Annotated in this window: 19 protein-coding genes; 16 read left to right on the top strand and 3 right to left on the bottom strand. The window is 70.5% G+C overall.

What is annotated here, in order from left to right; genetic code table 11:
- Positions 1–3 precede the first annotated feature (3 nt).
- The 7 genes from P5G50_RS00095 to P5G50_RS00065 all read left to right on the top strand — a co-directional run bounded on the left by P5G50_RS00095 (position 4) and on the right by P5G50_RS00065 (position 9,505).
- Positions 4–1,008 (top strand): LacI family DNA-binding transcriptional regulator, encoded by a 1,005-nt coding sequence (locus tag P5G50_RS00095; RefSeq protein WP_301209653.1) that lies wholly within the window; start codon positions 4–6, stop codon positions 1,006–1,008.
- Positions 1,009–1,162: 154 nt separating this feature from the next.
- Positions 1,163–3,262: a beta-galactosidase gene (locus P5G50_RS00090; RefSeq protein WP_301209652.1), complete on the top strand. Its 2,100-nt coding sequence runs from the start codon at positions 1,163–1,165 to the stop codon at positions 3,260–3,262.
- Positions 3,263–3,318: 56 nt separating this feature from the next.
- The gene (locus P5G50_RS00085) at positions 3,319–4,650 is read left to right on the top strand and encodes an ABC transporter substrate-binding protein (RefSeq protein WP_301230548.1); all 1,332 of its coding nucleotides are present in this window, start codon (positions 3,319–3,321) and stop codon (positions 4,648–4,650) included.
- Positions 4,651–4,719: 69 nt separating this feature from the next.
- Positions 4,720–5,670: a carbohydrate ABC transporter permease gene (locus P5G50_RS00080; protein ID WP_301209650.1), complete on the top strand. Its 951-nt coding sequence runs from the start codon at positions 4,720–4,722 to the stop codon at positions 5,668–5,670.
- Complete coding sequence (locus tag P5G50_RS00075) at positions 5,663–6,598, top strand: carbohydrate ABC transporter permease (protein ID WP_301209649.1); 936 nt, start codon at positions 5,663–5,665, stop codon at positions 6,596–6,598. The genes P5G50_RS00080 and P5G50_RS00075 overlap by 8 nt, the downstream gene beginning before the upstream one ends.
- On the top strand, positions 6,595–8,607 hold the full coding sequence (locus P5G50_RS00070) for a beta-galactosidase (protein WP_301209648.1): 2,013 nt from the start codon (positions 6,595–6,597) through the stop codon (positions 8,605–8,607). Before P5G50_RS00075 ends, P5G50_RS00070 begins: the two co-directional genes overlap by 4 nt.
- Before the next feature lie 46 nt (positions 8,608–8,653).
- Positions 8,654–9,505 carry an MBL fold metallo-hydrolase gene (locus P5G50_RS00065; RefSeq protein WP_301209647.1) on the top strand — a complete coding sequence of 284 codons (852 nt, stop codon included), beginning with the start codon at positions 8,654–8,656 and terminating at the stop codon, positions 9,503–9,505.
- On the opposite strand, the gene P5G50_RS00060 is transcribed toward P5G50_RS00065, so the two are convergent.
- Complete coding sequence (locus tag P5G50_RS00060; RefSeq protein WP_301209646.1) at positions 9,453–9,902, bottom strand: SRPBCC family protein; 450 nt, start codon at positions 9,900–9,902, stop codon at positions 9,453–9,455. The two genes, P5G50_RS00065 and P5G50_RS00060, sit on opposite strands and share 53 nt — an antisense overlap.
- Positions 9,903–9,984: 82 nt before the next feature.
- Between P5G50_RS00060 and P5G50_RS00055 the strand changes: the two genes are divergently transcribed.
- Complete coding sequence (locus tag P5G50_RS00055; protein ID WP_301209645.1) at positions 9,985–10,605, top strand: TetR/AcrR family transcriptional regulator; 621 nt, start codon at positions 9,985–9,987, stop codon at positions 10,603–10,605.
- A gap of 23 nt (positions 10,606–10,628) precedes the next feature.
- On the opposite strand, the gene P5G50_RS00050 is transcribed toward P5G50_RS00055, so the two are convergent.
- A complete protein-coding gene (locus P5G50_RS00050; RefSeq protein ID WP_301209644.1) occupies positions 10,629–12,947 on the bottom strand; it encodes a HelD family protein in 2,319 nt (772 codons plus the stop codon).
- 109 nt (positions 12,948–13,056) lie between these two features.
- Positions 13,057–13,956, bottom strand: coding sequence for an arginase family protein (locus tag P5G50_RS00045; protein WP_301209643.1), 900 nt, complete (start codon positions 13,954–13,956; stop codon positions 13,057–13,059).
- A gap of 79 nt (positions 13,957–14,035) precedes the next feature.
- Here P5G50_RS00045 and P5G50_RS00040 point away from each other — a divergent pair, with 79 nt between their 5' ends.
- The 8 genes from P5G50_RS00040 (at position 14,036) to P5G50_RS00005 (ending at position 22,971) form a co-directional block, all read left to right on the top strand.
- The gene (locus P5G50_RS00040) at positions 14,036–15,052 is read left to right on the top strand and encodes an isopenicillin N synthase family dioxygenase (RefSeq protein WP_301209642.1); all 1,017 of its coding nucleotides are present in this window, start codon (positions 14,036–14,038) and stop codon (positions 15,050–15,052) included.
- Between the two features lie 228 nt (positions 15,053–15,280).
- A complete protein-coding gene (locus P5G50_RS00035) occupies positions 15,281–16,156 on the top strand; it encodes a ribokinase (RefSeq protein WP_301209641.1) in 876 nt (291 codons plus the stop codon).
- Between the two features lie 8 nt (positions 16,157–16,164).
- A complete protein-coding gene (locus tag P5G50_RS00030; RefSeq protein WP_301209640.1) occupies positions 16,165–17,157 on the top strand; it encodes a LacI family DNA-binding transcriptional regulator in 993 nt (330 codons plus the stop codon).
- Between the two features lie 12 nt (positions 17,158–17,169).
- The gene (locus P5G50_RS00025; RefSeq protein ID WP_301209639.1) at positions 17,170–18,699 is read left to right on the top strand and encodes a sugar ABC transporter ATP-binding protein; all 1,530 of its coding nucleotides are present in this window, start codon (positions 17,170–17,172) and stop codon (positions 18,697–18,699) included.
- A 1-nt stretch (position 18,700) separates the two neighbouring features.
- A complete protein-coding gene (locus P5G50_RS00020) occupies positions 18,701–19,732 on the top strand; it encodes an ABC transporter permease (protein WP_301209638.1) in 1,032 nt (343 codons plus the stop codon).
- A complete protein-coding gene (locus tag P5G50_RS00015; protein ID WP_301209637.1) occupies positions 19,725–20,798 on the top strand; it encodes an ABC transporter permease in 1,074 nt (357 codons plus the stop codon). Before P5G50_RS00020 ends, P5G50_RS00015 begins: the two co-directional genes overlap by 8 nt.
- 42 nt (positions 20,799–20,840) lie before the next feature.
- A complete protein-coding gene (locus P5G50_RS00010) occupies positions 20,841–21,845 on the top strand; it encodes a rhamnose ABC transporter substrate-binding protein (RefSeq protein WP_301209636.1) in 1,005 nt (334 codons plus the stop codon).
- 124 nt (positions 21,846–21,969) lie between these two features.
- A complete protein-coding gene (locus P5G50_RS00005) occupies positions 21,970–22,971 on the top strand; it encodes a nucleoside hydrolase (RefSeq protein WP_301209635.1) in 1,002 nt (333 codons plus the stop codon).
- Positions 22,972–23,140 lie beyond the last annotated feature (169 nt).

Below are 23,140 nucleotides of genomic sequence, written 5' to 3'. Positions count from 1 at the left end.
CACATGAAGCGCGCCACCATCTACGACGTGGCTCGCCTCGCGGGCGTGTCGCACCAGACGGTGACGCGGTATCTCAACGGGTTCGAGGGGATCCGGCCGACGACCCGCGAGAAGGTGCAGGCGGCGCTCGACGAGCTGAACTACCGCCCCAACGGCGCCGCGCGCTGGTTGCGGTCGCGGCAGTCCAACCGCATCGGCATCCTGGCGCACCGCATGGAGCTGTCGGGCCCCGGCCGCATCGTCGCCGGAGCAACGACCGCCGCGCGCACCCGCGGCTACGTGCTCGACATCGCCTCCATGAACGGCGAGGACGGCGAATCGGTGGACGAGGCGCTCAACGTGATCATGGAGCACCAGATCGCCGGGGTGTTCGCGACCGCGCAGACGCACGTCGTGCGCGCGGCGATCGAGAGCCGCGGGCTCGACATCCCGATCGCCATGGACTCGGCGGAGGGGCTCTCGTCCACCAGCCTCAACCCGCGCGCGCTGCCGGGGCGGCTCGCCGCCGAGCACCTGGCCGAGCTCGGCCACCGGCGCGTCGCCTACGTCAGCGGCCCTCCCGTGTGGATCGCGGCGAACCAGCGCCGCCAGGGCTTCGTGGAGGTCGCGGCCGAACGCGGCCTGCAGGTGGTCTGGGAGTACGAGGGCGACTGGTCGGCCGGGTCGGGCTACCGGGCCGCCGCCGAGCTGCCCGCGGAGGCGACCGCCGTCGCGTTGGCCAACGACAGCATGGCGATCGGTCTGATCTACGGCCTCGCGGAGCGCGGCATCCGGGTGCCGGACGAGGTCAGCGTGATCGGCATGGACGATGCGCCGGAGTCGCGCTTCCACCTCCCGCCGCTGTCGACCATCCGCCTCGACTTCGAGGGGGAGGGCGCGTACCTGATGAACATGCTGATCGCCAAGATCGAGGGCGGCGACATCGGCGAGGTGCCCCGCTACCACCTGCCAGAGCTCGTCGCGCGCGGGTCGACCGCCGTCGCCCAGCCGGCCGACGCCTCCCGCTAGGCCGTCCCCGGACCCTTCCGGTAACGGTCGCGTCACGACTGTTGTGGGCGGGGTCGGCGCTGTGTATTCTGCTCACAACTCAAAATGTTGTCGACAACATCCGCGCTGGCGGAGACCCGTCGACGACACGGCGCAATGATGCGGAAGGTCGACGATGACGCTGAACCCCACGTTCCCCGGTGTGCTCTTCGGAGCCGCCTACTACGCGGAGTACCAGGAGGAGGGGACGCTCGAGCGCGACCTCGACCTCATGGTGGAGGCCGGGTTCACCGTCATCCGCGTCGGCGAGTCGGTGTGGTCGACGTGGGAGCCGCGCAACGGCGAGTTCGACCTCGACTGGCTGCAGCCGGTGCTCGACGCGGCGCACGAGCGGGGCATCGCGGTCATCCTCGGCACGCCGACCTACGCGATCCCGCCATGGCTGCAGACCCTCCACCCCGAGATCGCGTCGGTCGACGCCCAGGGGCACGCGCACGGCTGGGGCGCCCGGCAGGAGATGGACCAGTCCGTTCCGGTCTACCGCTGGTACGCCGAGCGGATCATCCGCAAGGTCGTCGTCCGCTACGCCGACCACCCGGCCGTGATCGGCTACCAGGTCGACAACGAGCCCGGCAACAACCTGCCGCACAACGAGAGCACCTTCCAGGCCTTCGTCGCCTGGCTCCGCCGCCGCTACGGCACGGTCGAGCGCCTCAATGAGGAGTGGGGACTCGTCTACTGGTCGCACCGCATCGCCGAGTGGAGCGAGCTGTGGCGGCCGGGCGGCAACCTGATGCCGCAGTACCAGCTGGAGTGGAGGCGCTTCCAGGGCGAGCAGGCGACCGATCTGATCGCGTGGCAGGCCGGCATCGTGCGCGAGTACGCCCGCGACGACCAGTTCGTCACGACGTGCATCTCGTACTCCCGGCCGCAGATCTCGGACGACCAGCTCGCGGCCTCCCTCGACATCACGGCCGGCAACCCGTATTACCTGATGCAGGACGGCCTCTCGGCCGACGTCGACCTCCCGCGCCGCGCCGACTGGTGGCACACCGGGCCCTGGGCGCTCCTCCAGTGGGCCGACCGCGCCTACTCGTCGCGCCAGGAGCGCTTCCTCGTCACCGAGACCAACGCGCAGTCGATCGGCGGCCCCTGGCAGAACCAGCCGCCGTACCCCGGCCAGATCAAGCAGGCGGCGCTGGCGCTCGTCGCCCGCGGCTCCCGGATGGTCGAGTACTGGCACTGGCACACCCTCCACTTCGGTGTGGAGACGTACTGGGGCGGCGTGCTGCCGCACAGCCAGGTGCCCGGCCGGATCTATCGGGAGGTGGCCGAGCTGGGCGCGAGCCTCAAGCGCCTCGGCAGCGCGCTCGACGGGTTCGAGCCGGACGCCGACGTGCTGATGCTGCACTCGACCGACACCACGTGGTCGTTCGAGTTCTACCCGCCGCTCGCCACGGACGAGGGGGAGGCCGACCGGCGCTCCTACGCCCGGATCGTCGACGCCTTCTACCGCGGCTTCAGCGAGGCGGGCGCGCAGGTCCGCGTGCAGCACACCCGCCAGTTCGTCGAGCATTCGGCCGTCGACCTCGTAAAGCGGTACCCCGTGCTGGTCGCGGCGGCGGAGTACGTCGCCGACGACGCGGTGCTCGACGCCCTGCGCGCCTACGCGGAGGCCGGCGGCCACCTCGTCCTCGGCATCCGCACCGGCTACGGCGACGAGCTCGCCCGGGCCAGGAGGGGCGTCGCGCCCGACCGGCTGCACGACGCCGCGGGTGTCTGGTACGACGAGTACAGCAACCTGGCCGAGCCGCTCGACGTGACCGCCGCCGGGGGCTTCGCGCTGGAGCCCGGCTCGCAGGCCACCGCCTGGGTCGACGTGCTGCACCCCGAGGGCGCCGAGACCGTCGTCTCCTACCGGCCGACCGAGCTCGGTGCGGAGGCCGCCGTCACCACCGCCGCCTTCGGCGCGGGCCGGGTCACCTACGTCGGCACCGTCCCCAACGAGCCGTTCGCGCGCAGCCTCGCGCGCTGGCTCGTGCCCGACACCGCAGCGGCGACCTGGCGCACCGACCGCCCGGTGACCGTCAGCACGGGACGGACCAGCGCCGGGAGGCTCGTCTTCCTCCACAACTGGTCCGCCGCCGAGCACGTGGTCACGGTGCCCGCCGACGCCGTGCACGTCGAGACCGGCGAGCGGTTCGCCGCCGGCTCCACCTACTCCCTCGAACCGCGCGGCGTCGCCGTGTTCGAGGTCGCCGACTCACACGCGTGAGAAGGAACACCAAGAGAAAGAGAACGATCATGAGGAAGAAAGCTCCGAGAACAGCAGTGGCGCTGGGTACCGGCCTTCTGGCCGTCGCACTCGCACTCACCGGCTGCACCGGAGGCGGAGGAGGCTCCACCGGCGACACCAAGCCGGTCTCGCAGGCCGACATCGATAAGGCGATGAAGACGCCGACCACCCTCACCTTCTGGACGTGGGTCCCCGACATCAAGAACGAGGTGGCGCTCTTCGAGAAGAAGTACCCCGCGATCAAGGTCAACGTCGAGAACGTCGGCCAGGGCGCTCCGCACTACCAGAAGCTGCGCACCGCGCTGAAGGCGGGCAAGGGCGCCCCGGACGTCGCGCAGGTCGAGTTCCAGTACATCTCGTCGTTCACCGTCACCGACAGCCTCCTGAACCTCGCCCCCTACGGCGCGTCCGACCTCGGCGACCAGTACGTGCCGTGGGTCTGGAACCAGGTCAAGCAGGGCGACGCCGTCTACGCCATCCCGCAGGACTCGGGCCCCATGGGCAACCTGTACCGGGAGGACATCCTCGCCAAGGCCGGGGTCACCACCCCGCCGAAGACGTGGGACGAGTACGCGGCCGACGCCAAGACGGTGAAGGAGAAGACGGGCGTCTTCATGTCCAACCTCGCCTCCGGCCAGGCCGGCCAGATGCTCGGGCTGCTGTGGCAGGCCGGCGTCAAGCCGTTCGGCTACGACGGCAAGAAGGGCGTGACGGTCGACGTCAACAGCGCGGAGGCCAAGAAGGTCGCCGCATACTGGCAGGACCTCGTGCAGAAGGGCTACGTCTCCACCGACCCCGACTTCACCGACAGCTGGTACCAGGGCCTCGCCAACGGCAAGTACGCCGGCTGGCTGACCGCGGCCTGGGCGCCGGTGTTCCTGCAGGGCACGGCGGCGAAGACCTCCGGCCTCTGGCGGGCCGCCGAGCTGCCGCAGACGCCGGGCGCCAAGCCCGCCTCCGGCAACTGGGGCGGCTCGTCCGACGCCGTGCTGAAGACGACGAAGAACCCGATCGCCGCGTACGAGCTGGCCAAGTTCATCAACAACGACGCGGAGTCGACGCTGATGTTCGCGAACAAGCAGTTCCTGTTCCCGACCTCCACGGCCACGCTGAAGGACCCGCAGTTCGTCGACCAGCAGGCGCCGTTCTACGGAGGCCAGAAGGTCAACGAGCTGTTCGCCGGCATCTCCACCACGGTCGACACCAAGTTCGAGTGGCTGCCCTACATGGACTACGCGTACTCGAGCTACACGGAGACCGTCGGCAAGGCGCTCTCGGCCAAGGGCGACCTCTCGGCCGGGCTCGACGCCTGGCAGCAGGCGCTCGTGAAGTACGGCACGCAGCAGGGCTTCTCCGTCAACAAGTAGCGCGGGGCGGCGGCGGGAGGCGACTCCCGCCGCCGCCTGGGCGCCCCCGATCGAACAAGGGAGTTCATCATGACCCAGTCCGCCGCACCCGGCCGGGTGCGCGCGCGGGAGGCCGCGAGTCAGCGCCCCCGGCGCAGCGCCACGCAGAGGCGGCTCAACCGCGCCGCGTACCTGTTCGTGGCGCCCTTCATGCTCGTCTTCGTCCTGATGCTGCTCCTGCCGCTGTTCTACTCGGGCTATCTCAGCCTGTTCACGACGCAGCTCATCGGCGGCCAGACATTCGCGTGGTTCGCCAACTACGTGCGCGCCTTCACCGACCCCGACTTCCTCGCCGGACTCGGCCGGATGGCGCTGTTCCTCGTCATCCAGGTGCCGATCATGCTCGCGCTCTCGCTGTTCTTCGCGCTCGCGCTCGACAGCGGGCGCGTGCGCGGCTCCATCGCGCTGCGGCTGCTGATCTTCCTGCCGTTCGCCGTCCCCGGCGTCGTCGCGACGCTGATGTGGGGATATCTGTACGGCAACGACTTCGGCCCCATCGCGCAGACCTTCCGCGCCGTCGGGCTCGCGGCCCCCGACCTCCTGAACGCGCAGAACATGCTGGGGTCGATGATGAACATCGTCACCTGGGCCTTCGTCGGCTACAACATGATCATCATGTACGCCGCGCTGCGGTCGATCCCGACCGAGCTGTTCGAGGCGGCGGAGATCGACGGCGCCAGCCAGTGGCGGGTGGCGTGGAGCATCAAGATCCCCGGCATCCGGCCCGCGATCATCCTGACCGTCATCTTCTCGATCATCGGCACCTTCCAGCTCTTCAACGAGCCGAGCCTGCTGCACGCGATCGCGCCCAACGTGATCGACAACGGCTACACGCCGAACTACTACGCGTACAACCTCGCGTTCACGAACCAGGACGTCAACTACGCGGCGGCCATCGCCTTCCTCCTCGGGATCGTGATCGCCGTCGTCTCGTACGTCGTCCAGCTGTCCACCCAGCGCAAGGAGGCGCGCAATGACTGAGACCGCGACGCGTGCCGGGCTTCCCGGCACGGCCCCCGCGCCGAGAGACCGCGCGGGCGGCAGGGTGAAGGCGTACAACCGCGAGACCCGGCGCAGCACGCTCCTCACCGTGCTGCTGTGGATCTGCGCCCTCTACTTCGTGCTGCCGATCGTCTGGCTGTTCATCGCCTCCACCAAGAGCAACGCCGACCTGTTCACGACGTTCGGCTTCGCCTTCGGGCACACCTTCGAGCTGTTCTCGAACATCGGCGCCGTCTTCACCGCGCAGAACGGCATCTACACCCACTGGGCGATCAACACGCTCGTGTACGCGCTCGTGAGCGCGGTGGGCGCCTCGCTGCTGGCGACGATGGCGGGATACGCGTTCGCCAAGTACCGCTTCCCGGGTGCGATCCTCATGTTCAGCGTCGTGCTGGGCGCCATCATGATCCCGCTGACCGCTCTCGCGCTGCCGACCTATCTGATGTTCAGCCAGCTCGGCATCACGAACACCCCGGCGGCCGTGATCGTGCCGTCGCTGGTCAGCCCCTTCGGCGTGTTCCTCATGCGGGTCTACGCCGCCGACGCCATCCCCGACTCGATGATCGAGGCGGGCAGGGTCGACGGAGCGGGGGAGTTCCGCATCTTCTGGCAGATCGGCCTCCGCCTCCTCGCGCCCGGCATCGTCACCGTGTTCCTGTTCGCGCTGGTCGGCACGTGGAACAACTACTTCCTCCCGCTGATCATGCTCAACAGCTCCGACCTGTACCCGCTGACCGTCGGCCTCGCCCAGCAGCAGGCGACCAGTGCGGCGGGTGGAGGCTCGCAGGCGCTGTTCTCGGTGGTCATCACCGGCTCCCTGGTCTCGATCATCCCGCTGGTCATCGCGTTCCTCTTCCTCCAGCGGTACTGGACGACCGGTCTCGCGAGCGGGAGCGTGAAGGAGTGACCGGCGCAGTGCTGGCCGGCGGCTTCGCATACGGCGGCGACTACAACCCCGAGCAGTGGGCGCCCGAGGTGTGGCGCAACGACGTCGAGCTGATGAACCGGGCCGGGGTGAACCTGGTGTCGGTCGGCATCTTCTCCTGGGCGCGGATCGAGCCGCGCGAGGGCGAGTTCGACTTCGCCTGGCTCGACGAGGTGCTCGACCTGCTGCACGCCGGCGGCGTGCGCGTCGACCTGGCGACGGCGACCGCCTCCCCGCCGCCGTGGCTCGCCATCGCCCACCCGGAGGTGCTGCCCGTCACCGCGGAGGGCGTCACCCTCTCGTCGGGCAGCCGCCAGGCGTACTGCCCCAGCTCGCCCGTGTACCGCCGCTACGCCGCCCGGCTGGTGGAGGCGATCGTCGAGCGCTACGCCGACCATCCCGTCCTCGAGCTCTGGCACATCAACAACGAGTACGGCTGCCACGTGAGCCACTGCTACTGCGACGCCTCGGCGGCGGCCTTCCGGCGCTGGTTGGAGGCGAAGTACACGACCGTCGACGCGCTCAACGACGCCTGGGGCACGGCGTTCTGGTCGCAGCACTACGACTCGTTCGACGAGGTCCTGCCGCCGCGCGCCGCACCGACCTTCCGCAACCCGACCCAGCTGCTCGACTTCGATCGGTTCAGCTCCGACGAGCTGCTCGACTGCTTCCGGATGGAGAAGGCGATCATCCGGTCACGGTCGAGCGTGCCGGTGACGACGAACTTCATGGGGTTCTTCAAGCCGGCCGACTACTGGGCGTGGGCGCAAGAGGTGGATGTCGTGTCCGACGACTCCTACCCCGACCCCGCAGACCCGCGCTCGCCGGTGTACGCCGCGATGCAGCGCGACCTCATGCGCTCGCTCGGCGGCGGAGCGCCCTGGCTGCTGATGGAGCAGTCGCCGGGAGCGGTCAACTGGCGGGAGCGCAACGCCGCCAAGCTGCCCGGCCAGATGCGCGCGTGGTCGTACCAGAGCATCGCCCGCGGCGCCGACGGCATCCTGTTCTTCCAGTGGCGCCAGGCGGTCGCGGGGGCCGAGAAGTTCCACTCGGGCATGGTGCCGCACGGCGGGACCGACACCCGCGTCTTCCGCGAGGTCGAGCAGCTCGGCGGCGAGCTGCGCGCCCTCTCGACCCGGCCCGGCCTGCTCGGCGCCCGGGTCCCGGCGCAGGTCGCCATCGTCTTCGACTGGGACTCCTGGTGGGCCGTCGAGCAGGAGGCGTCACCGGCGAGGACGAGCTACCTGGAGGAGGTGTTCTCCTGGTACGCGGCGCTCGCCGCCGCGGGCGTCACGGTGGACTTCGTCCGGGCGGGCGGCGACCTCACCGGCTACCGCGCCGTCGTCGCCCCGACGCTCTTCGTCGCCGGCGACCCGGCTCTGGAGGCCCTCGACCGCTTCGCCCGCGACGGCGGCACCCTCGTGGTCGGATTCCTGACCGGCGTGCTCGACCCGCACCTCCACGTCCGCACGGGCGGCTACCTCGGCCCGCTGCGCGACACGCTGGGCGTCTGGATCGAGGAGTTCGCGCCGCCGGCCGCACCGGATCTTGCCGCGACCGGCGGCGGTGAGCCGCCCGCGGTGGCCGTGCGCGGTGACGTGATCGGCGGGGCCGCGTCCGCTGCGCAGTGGGCCGAGTACGTGCGGGCGGAGGCCGCGGAGGTGGAGGCCGTGTTCGACCACGGCCCCCTGTCCGGACACCCGGCGATCACCCGTCGCTCCCACGGCGAGGGCTCTGCCTGGTACATCGCCACCCGCCTGGACCCGGAGCCGCTGGCGCGCCTCCTCGACGCGGTCCTGACGGCCGCGTCCGTCGAGCGCCGCCCGTCCATCGCCGGAGTCGAGCTGGTGCAGCGCGGAGACGTGCTCGCCGCGATCAACCACTCGCCGAGCCCGGTGACGCTCGACCTGCCGGGCACGGACCTCCTCACCGGCGCGTCGGCCACGGGGCTGGAGCTGGGGCCGCAGGGGGTGGCGCTGATCGTGGAGTGACGGGCTGACCGCCGACAGAGTGTGCCCGCCGTGGCATGCTGACGTCATGACGACCACGAACCCCGGCACCATCGGCGCGGACCGCCTTCCCTTCGGCGTCGGCGTCGGCGTCATCGGCGGCCCCACGACGGTCATCGACATCCACGGCGTGCGCATCCTCGTCGACCCCACGTTCGACCCGCCCGGCGACCACGGCTACCTCCGGAAGACGGCCGGCCCGACCCTCCCGGCGTCGGCGCTCGGCCCGATCGACGTCCTGCTCGTGAGCCACACCCAGCACCCGGACAACCTCGACGACAGCGGACGCGACCTGGCCCTGGCCGCGCCGCTCGTGCTCACCACGCCGAGCGGTGCGGCGGACCTCGGACGTCCCAACGCCCGGGGCCTCGCCCGCTGGGAGAGCGTCGCGCACGCCGCCGGCCTCACGATCACGGCCACCCCGGCGCTGCACGGCCCCGCCGACGAGGTGACCCCCGAGGGCTACGTCACCTGCGAGGTCGACGGCTTCGTCATCGAGGCCCCCGGTGGCCCGACGGTCTACGTGGGCGGCGACAACGCCTCCCTCTCCGCGGTGGTGGAGGTCGTGCGCCGGTTCCCGCGGATCGACGTCGCGCTCCTCAACGGCGGCGGCGCGCACGTCCCGAACCGCTACGACGACCGCCCGCTCACCTTCACCCCCGACCGCCTGGCCGCCGCCGCGGAGATCCTGGGCGCGCCCCACGTCGTCGTCGCCCACCAGGACGGCTGGGAGCACTTCGCCTACGGAGCGGAGGACACGCGCCGCGCCTTCGAGCAGGCGGGCATCGCCGCCGTGCTGCGGGCGGCTCCGCTGGGGTCGTGGAGCATCAGCGCGCTGCCCGGTGGTACGCCTCCAGCACCGGAGGCACGCCCTCGGTGAGCATCTTCTTCCGGACGCTGCCGAGCAGCTTCGACATCGCGAAGCCGCCCACGCCCGTGAAGCCCGTGTGGTGCCAGGTGAACCGCGTCCCTTCCGGCGTCTCCTCGAGCAGGTAGGTCACGTCGGTGACATCGTCGGAGTCCTCGTCGCCGCTCCACGTGTAGTGCAGCGAGCGCGGACCGTCGACGGAGATCACTTCGCAGTAGACCACCCCGGCCCAGCCCATCGTGGGCTTGCCGACGAACCGGAAGCTCGTTCCCGGCACGGCGGCGAAGCCCTCCGGCCGGCCGCCCTGCCCGGTCGTCGTCCACCGTGCGACCTGCTCCGGCTCGGTCAGGACGGCCCACACCTCCTCGATCGGATACGGGTACTCCCGGATGACGGTGTATTCGGCCATGGACGTCGCCTTTCCTCGCGTGTCGCCTCAATCTACCTACCGATAGGTAGATTGTCTACCGCCGGGTAGGTAGAGTGAGGGCATGAGCGAGCGACAGGAGTCCGCCGCACGCAATCGCGGGGCGCAAACCCGCGAGGCGGCGCAGCGGGTGGCATTGCGGCTGTTCACCGAGCAGGGCTACGAGGCGACCTCCCTGCGGCAGATCGCCGACGAGGTCGGCATCAACAAGGCATCGCTGTACTACTACTTCGACGGCAAGGAGGCGATCGTCCAATCGCTCCTCGATCAGCGCGGAGACGAGGTGGAGGAGCTCCTCGCCTGGGTGGGGGAGCAACCGCCCTCGCCGACCCTGATCACCGACGCGGTGCTGCGGTGGGTCGACTCCTTCACCGCCGAGAAGCTGCAGGGCATCCGCTTCCTCGCCGCGAACCCGCTCCTGCTGGCCGGATCGACCCCGAAGGGCGAGGAGCCCCGCGTCGGCGCCGGCCTGTCGCGGCTCGCCGACGACCTGAGCCACCACCTCCCTGAGCGCACCCCGGAGACGGTCGTCCTGCTCCGTATGGCGCTCCTGTCGATCAATGCGGCGGTGCAGGCGGCCGCCGCCACGGACGCACCCGACGAGGCCGTGATCGCCGCGGCCCGCCGGGCGGCGCGGGTCATGACGGGGACGCTGATCGCGGGCGACGCGGAGGAGCGCCGGTAGCCGTCGACGAGCACCTCTCGGGCTCACCCATCACCGAGGAGCACCAGCTCCCCTGTCGTCCGCGTCATGGCCACATACCGGTTGACCGCTGCCTCGATCGCACCGCGTGACAGGCCGTCGAGGCCGGAGTCGTCGGCCAGCAGCACCAGGTCGAACTCGAGTCCCTTCGCCTCGACGGCGCTGAGGGAGCGGACCCGTTCGGTGCCGGCGCACGAGGCGTCTCCGATCACGCAGGCGGTTCCCTCGTCGTGCTCCGCCAGCCAGTCGCGCAGGATGCGGTCGCGCTCGGAGCGGGCGGCGCGTCGGACCGGGAGGCCGTTGTCGCGGATCGAGGTCGGAACGTTGGCGTCGGGCAGCACGGCGCGGATGACGGGAGCCGCCTCCGCCATGACGGCCGCCGGCGTCCGGTAATTCACCGAGAGGGTCGCCACCGTCACATCGGTCAGCCCGAGACCGGCGAGCCGCTCCTCCCACGTCTCGGGGAAGCCGTGCCGGGCCTGCGCGCGGTCGCCCACCACGGTCAGGCTGCGGGAGGGGACGCGACGCAGGAGCATGCCCCACTCCGCCGCCGTCAGCTCCTGGGCCTCGTCGACGACGATGTGGGCGAACGGCCCGGCCAGCAGCTCGGTGCCCGACGCCACCGGGGTGGAGAGCGTGTCCAGCACCCCGCGGAGGTCCTGGCCGCGGAGCATCGACATCGTCTTGAGCTCGGAGTCGTCGCCGGCGATGAGGTTCTGCACCACGTCGTCCATGACCGCGCGGTCGGCGGCCGCGGCGGCTTCGGCCCGCCGGCGCCGCACCTCCCGCTGCGGATCGCCCGCGCGCTGGAGGGCGGTGTCGATCAGCGGGAGGTCCGACAGCGTCCAGGAGCTGGACGACGGACGTTGGAGGAGGGCCACCTGCTCGGGCGACAGCCACGATGCGCAGCGCAGCAGAAGGTCCGGTGACGTCCACAGGCTGCGGACGACGGCGGCGGGGTCGAGCAGCGGCCACACGGTGTCGAATTCGCGACGCAGCTCGGTGTCCTCGGTGAGGCCGCGCCGGATCGCGTCGGCGTCGGCGTCCGCGTGGTCGAGGCCGTACGCGTCGAACTGCTCCTCGTCGTCGAACCCCCGGCGCTCCTCGCTCTCCCAGCCCGCTCCGGCGTCGCCCCAGCCGGCGTCGCCCCAGCCGGCGTCGCCCCAGCCCTCATCGCCCCACGGCCCGTCGCGTCGCGCGCCGCCGTCTCCGCGGTGTGCGGCGACGACGTCGACGACGAGGTCGAGCAGCGCGTTCCAGATCTCGCCGCGGGCGTCGTTGTGCGTCGCGGCCGGATCCGCCGCTCCCAGCGCCTCCGCCCACTCCCGCTGCCCGATCCGCACCTCGCCCCAGGCGGTGTCGATGACCGTCGGGCGGCGCGGCGGCCGCTCCGCCAGCCGGATCGCGGCTTCGACGGCGCCGGGCATGCGGGCGTCGCCCTTCAGAGCGGCGACGCGCGCGTCGGCCTCGGGGCCCGCCGCGTCACCACCGGGCACCAGGTCGGCGAGCGTGCACGTGCGGACGCCCTCCTCGCCCAGCCCGGGCAGGATGTCAGCGACGTAGTCGGTATAGGCGTGCGATGGCCCGACGAACAGGACGCCGCCGTGACCGCTCTGCAGCACCGGATCGGAGTACAGGAGGTACGCGGCGCGGTGCAGCGCCACGACCGTCTTGCCGGTGCCGGGGCCGCCGTCGACCACCAGGGTGCCGCGCCCGCTCGCCCGGATGATCCTGTCCTGGTCGGCCTGGATGGTGCCGAGCACGTCCCGCATCCGCCGGGTCCGCGAAGCGCCGAGGCTGGCGATGAACACGGACTGGTCGTCCAGGGCCGCGGTGGGCTCCGACGCGTCGTCGGTGAGGGCCTCGTCCCAGTAGTCGGTGATCCGGCGGTCGGTCCACCGGTACCGGCGGCGCGACCGCGCGCCCATCGGTTCGGCCCGGGTCGCACCGAAGAAGGGTTCGGCGGCGGGGGTGCGCCAGTCCACGAGCAGCCGGTCGCCATCGTCGTCGGTCACGCCGATGCGGCCGATGTACAGCGTCCCCTGCTCGCTCACCAGCCGACCGATGCACAGGTCGGGCCCGTACCTGCGCAACAGCCCCGCGCGCTGCGTGAGGCGCCGCACCTCGAGATCGCGCTCGTACGCGTCCTGGCCCTCGGCGGCCGTCGCGAGCACGACGGCGAGCCGCCGCTCCAGCGCCTCGAGCTCGGCCGACAGGCTCCGCTCCAGCCGGGCGAAGTGCCGCACGTCGTCGCCGACGAGGGCCGGATCGGCCTTGGTGGGGTGGGCGTCGAGGGCGAACGGATACAGGTGAGCAGCGGTCATCAGGTCCTTCCGGCGTGCAGAGCCTGACGATTCTGGACCACCACCGGGGTCTTGCTGCAAGAGGGGTGTGCCCCGTTATCCTGGAACCGCGGGGGAGCGAGAGCCCTGTCTAACGGGCGAGCGCCGCGATCACGAGGTCGTTGAGAGCGCCGAACGCCGCTGCCGGGTCCGGCGGGCGGCTGGGATTGACCTCCGTGATGGTGAGGACGCGAGCAGCCGGGTGCGCCATGAGCGCCGAGACCAGACGATCGAGCGTCGCCAGGCTCAGCCCCGGCACGTCGCGCTGCTCCTCGGCGATCAGGAACGCGGTCTGGTCGAGCACGTCGACGTCCACGTGCACCGACAGCAGGTCCACGCCGTCGGCCCACGCGCCGAGCTCCGCGGCGACGTCCGTCGTGCTCGCCGAGACCTGCTCCGAGGTGTAACGGATCAGACCGAGCTCGTCGAGCCGCCGCTGCTCATACGGGGTGGCGCGGTCGGCGGCGATGAGCCGGAGCCGGTCTGCCGTCAGCAACGGCGGCCTCCCGTCGATGCCCGACAGCGGCCGGTACGCGTCGGGTGCGTCCAGCAGGTGGGTGACGCCCATCCAGTCGGCGATGCCGTTGCCGTTCGCGGGAGAGGTGAGGTCGCAGTCCAGATCGATATAGGCCAGGGCGACCGAGTCGCCCTGCACCGCCTTCGCCCCGGCGATCACGCCGAGTTGGATGGTGCAGTCACCGCCGAGCACGAGGACCCGCCCGGTGGGGTCGGCCTCGAGCACCTCCTGAACGCTCCGCGACACGGTGCGGGCGGCCTCGATGACACGATCCACATCCGCCACACCGGAATGACCAGGGTCGGGCCGCATCGTGGCCGTCACCACGTCGCCGTGATCGACGACCTCCAGGCCGGACTCCGCCAGCCCGGCGAGAAGGCCGTACCGGCGGAAGGCGGCAGGAGCCAGCTCCTGCCCGGGACCGTGCGCCCCGGCAGAGGTGGCCGCGCCGATCACGTGCACCCGACCCGTCATGGAGGGGAGCCTAGTCGGATGCCGATGGCCCGTCGGTAACACAGCGGAAATCCGTCGAGCACTTTGCGACGATGGACGCATGTCACTCGATTCGCTTCCCATCCTCGACATCTCCGAACTCGACCAGGGGGAGGCCGCCGCGTCGGAGTTCCGGGCGAAGCTGCGCCAGGTCACGCATGACGTCGGGTTCTTCTACCTCGTCGGTCACGGCATCCCGCAGGAGCTGATCGACGAGGTGCTCGACGTCTCGTGGCGCTTCTTCGCCCTGCCGGAGGCGGACAAGCTGGCGATCGAGAACGTGCACAGCCCCCAGTTCCGCGGCTACACCCGCACCGGCGAAGAGCTGACGAACGGTGCCGTCGACTGGCGCGAGCAGATCGACATCGGCGAGGAGCGCGCGACGGTGGACGGCGGCCCGGCCTTCCAGCGGCTGGAGGGCCCGAACCTGTGGCCGGAAGCGCTCCCGGAGCTGGAGGCGGCGATCACGCGCTGGCGCCAAGAGCTGAGCGCGCTCGCCCTGCGTCTGCTGCGCACCTGGGCGGTGGCGCTCGGCTCGCCGGCGGACGTGTTCGACGCGGCGTTCGCCGACCACCCGTTCTCGCTGATCAAGATCGTGCGCTACCCGGGCACGAGCGACGACGTCGCCCAGCAGGGTGTCGGCGCCCACCGCGACGGCGGCGTGCTCACCCTGCTGCTCGTCGAGCCGGGCAAGGGCGGCCTGCAGGTGGAGCACGAGGGCGACTGGATCGACGCCCCCTCGATCCCCGGCGCGTTCGTGGTCAACATCGGCGAGATGCTGGAGCTGGCGACCGACGGGTACCTGAAGGCGACGCTGCACCGCGTCGAGTCCCCGAGGATCGGGACCGACCGCATCTCGATCCCCTTCTTCTTCAACCCGGCGCTGGACTCCACGGTCCCGCGCCTCGAACTGCCGGCCGAGCTGCAGGCCGAGGCGCGCGGGCTCTCGTCCGACCCGACGAACAGCCCGATCCTCGAGACCTACGGCGACAACGCCCTGCGGTACCGGCTGCGCGCGCACCCGAACGTGGCGGCCATCCACCACGCCGATCTGCTGAGCCGGCCGGCGGCGTCGTAGCCGAAGGTTCTCGCAACCCCATCGAAACCCCCGGATTCCTACACCGACCGGGGGTTTTCCTTTTGACGCTCCGGCCCATCCCGACGCGATGTTCGCTTTGCGGATGTCCTGCCCTCCCCGAGAGGGGGAGGCGTGCTCGGCCGCTGCTACCGTCTCATCTACGCGCGTAGCAAATGCGTAGAAATCTTCAGGAGAGCAATGATGCCGCTTCCGGACACCGTCGATGTCTTGACCATCGGATCCATCAATCTGGACCACCAGGTCTGCGTCGATATCCTTCCCCGCCGTGGCGAGACCGTGATCTCGCGTTCGCTCAATCAGGGCGTCGGCGGCAAGGGCGCCAACCAGGCGGTCGCCGCCGCCCGTGCCGGCGCACGGTCCGCCCTGATCGGCTTCATCGGCGACGATGCGCAGTCGCGCGGCATCCTCGAGCGGCTCCAGGTGCTGGGGGTCGATGTCTCCGGTGTCATCGCGGTCGCCGGTGTCCCGTCCGGCTCGGCGCTCGTGGTGCGGGAGGTCAGCGGCGAGAACTTCATCGTGGTGAACTCCGGAGCGAACGCCGCGGGCGACCTCCCGCTCTCGGAGCTCGAGAACGCCATCGTGCGGGCGGAGGTCGTCGTGGTCCAGGGGGAGCTGCCCCCGGAGGTGACCGGCCTCGTCATCGACACGGCCGGGCGCCTGGGCACCAGGGTGGTCGTGAACCTCGCGCCTGTCACGTCGATCGGCGGCGCGATCCGCTGGGCCGACCCGCTGGTCGTCAACGAGGTCGAGGCGGCGCAGCTGCTCGACACCGTCGAGACGGACGGCGTCGAGCTGGCGAAGCAGCTGCGCGAGCGGGTCCGGAGCGTGGTCGTCACGCTCGGCGCGCGAGGAGCGGTGTACACGGAGGGCGCCGACGTGCTTCACGTCCCCGCGCCGCGGGTGGACGACATCGTCGACACCACCGGGGCCGGAGACGCCACCGTCGGGGTCCTGGCCGCCCACCTCGCCCGTGGGGAGTCGCTGGGACGCGCGGTCGAGCACGCCGTGCGTGCCGGCTCGGCGTCCGTCCGCTTCGCCGGCGCCGCCGAAGGTTACCCGTCGTTCGCGGAGGTGGTCCTGTGAAGAAGGCCGTGAGCCGTGAGGACGTCGCCCGCCTGGCCGGGACCTCGGTCGCCGTGGTGAGCTACGTCGTCAACGGCGGACCCAAGAACGTCAGCCCCGAACGCCGTGCCCGCGTGCTCGCGGCCATCGAAGAGCTGGGCTACAGCCCGAATCCCATGGCGCAGTCCCTCGCCGGCAGCGGTACGCACACCATCGGGATGATCGTGCCGAACATCGAGAACAGCTTCTTCGCCGAGCTCGCGCTCGCCGTCGAGGAGGAGGCCTCCAAGCTCGGCCGCCTGGTTTTCCTCGGCAACTCCGCCGAGAACAGCCGCCGGGAGTCCCAATACGTGCAGAGCTTCATCCGCCACCGCGTCGACGGCATGGTGTTCATCGGCGTGAGCAAACGAGCCTCCCTCCAGCCGGCCGTCGACGCGGGCATCCCGCTCGTCGTCGTCGACCGTCCGAACCCGGCCGCGCAGATCCGCTCGGTGAGCATCGACCACGCCGAGGCGGCAGAGCTCGCCACCCGGCACCTCGTCGGCCATGGCCACACCAGGATCGCGTGCCTGACCGGTCTCGAGAGCACCTTCGTCAGCGACGACCGCCTCACGGGCTTCCGGCGCGCGATGGAGGCGGCGGGGCACGAGCCGGCGGCGGTCCTCCGCCACCCGTACTCCTTCGAGGGCGGCCGCGACGCATGGACCGAGCTGCGGAAGACCGCTCCCGACACGGAGGCCGTCTTCTGCGCCAGCGACGACCAGGCGCGCGGTGTGATCGCCGCCGCCATGTACGACGGCGTCGCCGTCCCCCAGGCGCTCGCCGTGACGAGCATCGACGGCACGACGCAGGGCACGGTCCTGCGCCCCACCCTCACGTCGGTGCGGCAGCCGAGCAAGGTGATCGCGCAAGCGGCCCTGCGCCGGCTGTTCGCCGACGAGCAGGCGGAGCTGCACTGGGCGGTCCCCGCCGAACTCACCATCGGGCAGTCCTGCGGCTGCCATCCGGATCTGGACGAGTAGGAGCTCCTCCCCATGTTCAACGACGAACTGACACCCGAACTGCCCGGCGGGGCCGCGGTGCTCGAGCTGCGTCAGGTGGCCAAGTCGTTCGGCGCCGTCCAGGCGCTCCGCGACGGCGAGCTGACGCTGCGCTCCGGGGCCGTGCACGCGCTGATGGGCGAGAACGGCGCTGGCAAGTCCACCCTGGTGAAGGTCATCGCCGGCGTGCACCAGCCCGACGATGGCACCATGTCCCTCGGCGGCGAGACCGTCGTCTTCGACTCCACCGCGCAGTCGAAGAGCGCCGGCATCGCCGTCGTCTATCAGGAGCCGACGCTGCTTCCCGACCTCTCCGTGATGGAGAACATCTTCATGGGGCAGACGCCGCTCACGCGATCGGGCAACGTCGACCGCGGCCGCATGCGGCGGGAGGCGCGCGCCCTCTTCGCACGCCTGGGCGTGCACCTCGACCCCGACCGGATCGCCGACGGCCTGTCCATCGCGGATCAGCAGCTGATCGAGATCGCCAAGGCCATCTCGATCAACGCGCGCGTCCTCATCATGGACGAGCCGACCGCGGCCCTGAGCCCGGCGGAGGTCCAGCGCCTCTTCACGATCGCCCGCAGCCTGCGCGACGAGGGCTGCGCGATCCTGTTCATCTCCCACCGCTTCGAAGAGGTGTGGGATCTCTGCGACACGGTCACCGTGATGCGGGACGGCGCGTGGGTCGCGACGTCCGCCATCGCCGACACCTCCGAGCGGGAGGTCGTGCGGCAGATGGTCGGACGGGACGTCGACTCCCTCTACCCGCGCGGCGAGCGACGGAGCGGGAAGACGCTCCTCGAAGTCCGCGGGCTGACCTCCCTCGGCACCTTCCACGACATCGACTTCGAGGTGCGCGAGGGTGAGATCGTCGGCCTCGCCGGTCTCGTCGGCGCCGGGCGCAGCGAAGTCGCCCGCGCTGTCTTCGGCGTCGACGCCTACGACGCCGGCGAGGTGACCCTCTCGGGCCGTGCGGTGCCCCGGTTGAACGTCGGCGCCGCCATCAAGATGGGCCTCGGCCTGGTCCCGGAGGACCGGCGGAGCCAGGGCCTGATCCTGGAGTTCGGACTCGCCCGCAACGCCGCCCTGGCCGTCCGCAAGGCGCTCGCGCGGTTCGGCCTGATCCGCAGCGCGCGGGAGGAGGGGGTCTCGGCGGACTGGTTCTCGAAGCTCCAGGTCAAGGCACGCGCTCTCGACACCCGGGCCGGGACGCTCTCGGGCGGCAACCAGCAGAAGATCGTCCTGGCCAAGTGGCTGGCGACCAACCCGCGGGTGCTCATCGTCGACGAGCCCACCCGTGGGATCGATGTCGGGACGAAGGCGGAGGTCCACCAGATCCTCGCGGACCTCACCCGCCAGGGCGTCGGCATCCTCATGATCTCGTCCGACCTGCCCGAGGTGCTCGGGATGGCGGACCGGGTGCTGGTGATGCGCGAAGGGCGCATCACCGCCGAGCTCGGCCACGAGACGGCGGACGCGGAGTCCGTCATGTACGCCGCGACACATGGAACGGAGAACTGACGTGTCGATCACACAACCCTCTCTCGGCGCGCCGTGGGCGCGCCGGGTCGGCGCGGTCGCGCTGTCCAGGGAGACCGCCGTCGTCGTCGCCCTGATCGTCGTGATCGCGGCGACCACGGCATCCAACCCGCACTTCCTGTTCGGCGCCGACGGTGTCCGCGACCTGCTGCTGACACCGGCCCTGCTGGTGCTGCTCGCGGTCGGCCAGGCGGTGGTCCTGATCACCAGGAACATCGACCTCTCGTCGGGGTCCGTGCTCGGTCTCGGCGCCTGGCTCTCGGCCAGCACGCTCGCCAACCAGCCCGGTACGCCGCCCATCCTCGTGGCGCTGATGGCCGTCCTCCTCGGCGCGGTCGCCGGAGCGGTCAACGGCTTCTTCGTCGCCGTCCTCGGCGCCCCGGCCCTCGTCGTCACCCTCGGCGCCCTCTACGCCTTCCGGGGCATCAACGTCCTCTGGGCGGACGGGAAGGTGATCGGCGCCGCGAAGATGCCCGGCGACTTCCTGCGCTTCGGCGTCGGCGGGTTCCTGTCCCTGCCCAACCTCAGCGTCATCGCCGTGCTGCTCGTGGTCGTCGTCGCCTGGTACATGTACAAGCGGCCAACCGCCCGCGAGCTCTACGCGATCGGATCGGACCCGCAGGCGGCGACGCTCCTGGGGCTGCGCGGCAAGCGCCGGGTCTTCCTGGTCTTCGTCGCGAGCGGCGCGATCGCCGGCCTCGCCGGGTTCATGTACGCGGCCCGCTACGGCGCCGTCGACTCGCAGGCCGGCAGCGGCCTCGAGCTGAGCGCCGTCGCCGCCGCCGTCCTCGGGGGCGTCGCCATCTTCGGCGGCTCGGGGACCGTCTGGGGCGCCGCGATCGGCGCCGTGCTGCTCATCACCATCAACCGGGCGCTCCCCATCATGGGCGTCCCGGACTTCTGGCAGCAGGCCGTCGTCGGCCTCCTCATCATCGGCGCCATCGTGCTCGACCGACTTCTGGCGCTCCGACGTCGTCGCCGCCTGTCCGCGATCAGGGAGAACGAACATGACTGACACACGCATCGCACCGCCCGTCGCCGTGCGGAAGCGGGTCTATCCGGCCCACGGCGAGCCGCTGTGGCGACGGACGATCCTCACCCACGAGACCATGATCTGGGCCGTGACCGCGATCGTCGCGATCATCGCCGTGACCTCGGTGCCGCACTTCGCGTCGCCGCTCACGCTGAGCTACCTCCTGCTCGACCTCACGCCGATCCTGCTCTGCGCGCTGCCGGTCGCCCTGGTGCTCGTCTCCGGCGAGATCGACCTCTCGGTGGCGAGCGCGGTCGGCATCAGCAACGTCATGCTGGGCTGGCTGTTCGCCCACGGGGTGCCGCTGCCGGTCGCCATCGCCGCCGCGATCCTCTGCGGCGCGGTCGTCGGCGTGGTGAACGGCGTCCTGGTCGCGGTCGTCGGGCTCCCGTCCCTGGCGGTCACCATCGGAACGCTCGCGCTCTTCCGGGGGATCGCCGTCGGGATGCTCGGGACGGAGTCGGTCACCGACTTCCCGGTCCAGGTGAAGCTGCTGGCCAACTCCAACATCCCGGGTACGGGCATCCCGCTGATCATGGTGCTCGTCCTCATCGCCATCGCCGTCTTCGCGACGCTCCTGCATGCGACCCCGTTCGGACGAGCGGTCTTCGCGGTCGGACGCGGCCCGGACACGGCGCGCTTCTCGGGCGTCCGCACGGTGCGGCTGAAGTTCACCCTCTTCCTGCTGAGCGGGCTGCTCGCCGGCATCGCGGGGGTCTTCTACACCTTCCGCTACGGAAGCTCGCGCGGCGACAACGCGACCGGACTGGAGCTGGCGGTGATCGCGGGCATCGTCCTCGGCGGCGTCTCGATCTTCGGCGGCCGCGGACGCATCGCCGGAGTGATCGGCGGCGTGCTGCTGATCGGCATCGTGCAGAGCACGCTGCGCTTCCTCAACAGCTCCGACGACTCCATCAACATCGCCGTCGGCGGCCTCCTGGTCGCCTCGGTGGTCCTCCCGCCTGTCATCGCACAGGCCGCACAGACGTTCGCCTCTGCGCGACGACACCACGCCGTGCCGACTGGCCCGGCAGAGTCCCTGCACTGAAAGGCAAGTAAGAAAATGAGCACATTCTCGACGAAGAGACGCTTGACCGCCGTCCTGGCGACCATCGCGGCCGCGACGGCCATGACGCTGAGCGGCTGCGCCGCCGGTTCTGCCGGTGACGCCGGGTCCTCGGACGACCTCAGCATCGGCTACCTGCCGAAGATGCTGGGCAACCCGTACTTCGACCAGGCCGGCCTGGGCGCGAAGGAGGCCACCAAGGACCTCGGCGGGTCGTACACGCAGGTGGGCCCGCAGGTGGGCGCCGCCGACGCGCAGACCCCCTTCATCAACACGCTCGCCCAGCAGGGCAAGTCGGGCATCGTCCTGTCGGCCAGCGACCCCAGCGCGCTCGGCCAGGCGCTGTCGACCGCCCGCCAGGCGGGCACCAAGATCGTGACCTTCGACTCGGACGTCGCGCCCGAGTACCGCGACCTGTTCGTGTCGCCGGTGCCGGACATGAGCCTGTCGAAGGCGATGGTCGACCTCCTGATCGAGCAGGTCGGCGAGAACGGCGAGTTCGCGATCCTCGGTGCCTCGCCGAACGCGAAGAACCAGAAGGCGTGGATCAGCGGCATCGAGAAGTACGTCGCCGACTCCCACCCCGGCCTCAAGGTGGTCGAGAAGTTCTACGGGAACGACGACGACCAGGAGTCGTTCGACAAGACTGCCGCCACCCTGCAGAAGAACCCCAACCTCAAGGGCATCATCTCGACCTCGACGGTCGGGACGGCCTCGGCGGCGCGCTACATCAGCAACTCCTCGTTCGCCGGCAAGGTGGCGCTCACCGGGATCGGCATGCCCAACGCCACCAAGGCGTACCTGAAGGACGGCACCATCAAGAAGTTCGTCCTGTTCGACCCGGCCGACATGGGCCGCGTCGCCACCTACGCGATCGAGGCCCTTAAGAAGGGCGAGATCACCGGCAAGGAGGGCGACACGTTCACCGCGGGCAAGCTCGGCGAGTACACCGTCGAGAAGGGCGGCATCGTCCAGGCGGGCAAGCCGATCGTGTTCGACTCCGAGAACGTCGACCAGTACGACTTCTGACGCCGATGAACCCTCCGACCATCCTCCGCGGAGGCCAGAACGCGGCCCGCGCAGTCCTCTGCGCCGCGCTGGCCGTCGCGACCGTCCTCAACCTGATCCTGCGCTGAAACGAAAGGAACCCCCCATGGCACAGACCCGAATCATCCTCGACACCGACATCGGCACCTACTACGACGACGCCGTCGCCGTGATGTTCGCCGCCCAGAGCCCCGAGCTGATCGTCGAAGGCGTCACCACCTGCTACGGCGACACCCACCTGCGCGCCCAGATCGCGGCCAAGGTCCTCGAGATCTCCGGCCGGAGCGACATCCCGGTGTTCAAGGGCATCGGCGTCCCGATGCGCGACGAAGCCCTGATGTTCGGCTTCGAAGGCGACGGCATCCTCGAGCCGGGCGAGGAGCCGGCGTACGAGGAGCAGCACGCCGTCGACTTCATGATCGAGACGATCATGAACAACCCGGGCGAGATCACCGTCGTCACCCTGGGCACGGTCTCCAACATCGCGCACGCGATCATCAAGGAGCCGAAGGTCGTCGACAACATCAAGGAACTCATCATGATGGCCGGCGTCATCGTGCCGATCGTCGACGAGAAGGGCGTCCGCCGCTCCCCGATCGAGGAGTACAACTTCAACAACGACAAGATCGCCGCCGAGCTCGTGCTGCGCTCTGGCATGCCGATGAGCCTGATCCCGATCGACGTCACCCTGGGTGCCCCGCTGCTGGACGAGGACCTGGAGCGGATCCGCACGAGCGACAGCCCCACGGCGAAGCTCGCGACGAAGATCTTCGACCTGTGGCCGCCGCAGGAGAAGCTCATCTACACCGCCGTCGGCATCCCCACCGACCACACGGCGCTCTGGCTGCACGACCCGCTGACGGTCATGCACGCCTTCGACCGCACGCTGATGCAGACCTACCCCCTGCACATCGAGGCCGAGTACAACGCCTCGCCGGTCGAGTTCGAGATGTACATCCACAACACGAACGGCAAGCAGGACATGCTCCGGACCAACCCGAAGAAGCTGCCGCCGAACATGGACGTGGCACTCGAGGTCGACGGCGTCGCGGTCAGCCGCCTGTTCGCCGACCGCCTCATCGCCCCCGTGGGCAACGGCGTGGCCTGACGAGTGACGAGTGGAGGCGGGTGCGGCCGGTGCGGCCGCACCCGCCTTCGTCGTTCGCCCACACCTGGGCAGCAACGAGAAACCCCCGGCATCCGCAACGGATCCGGGGGTTCTCTTCCGTGGCTCCGACCGGCATCGATCCGGTGACCTTTCGATTTTCAGTCGAACG

This window comes from Leifsonia williamsii (genome assembly GCF_030433685.1).
GTDB lineage: Bacteria > Actinomycetota > Actinomycetes > Actinomycetales > Microbacteriaceae > Leifsonia > Leifsonia williamsii.
This window is presented reverse-complemented; position numbering and strand designations above follow the sequence as displayed.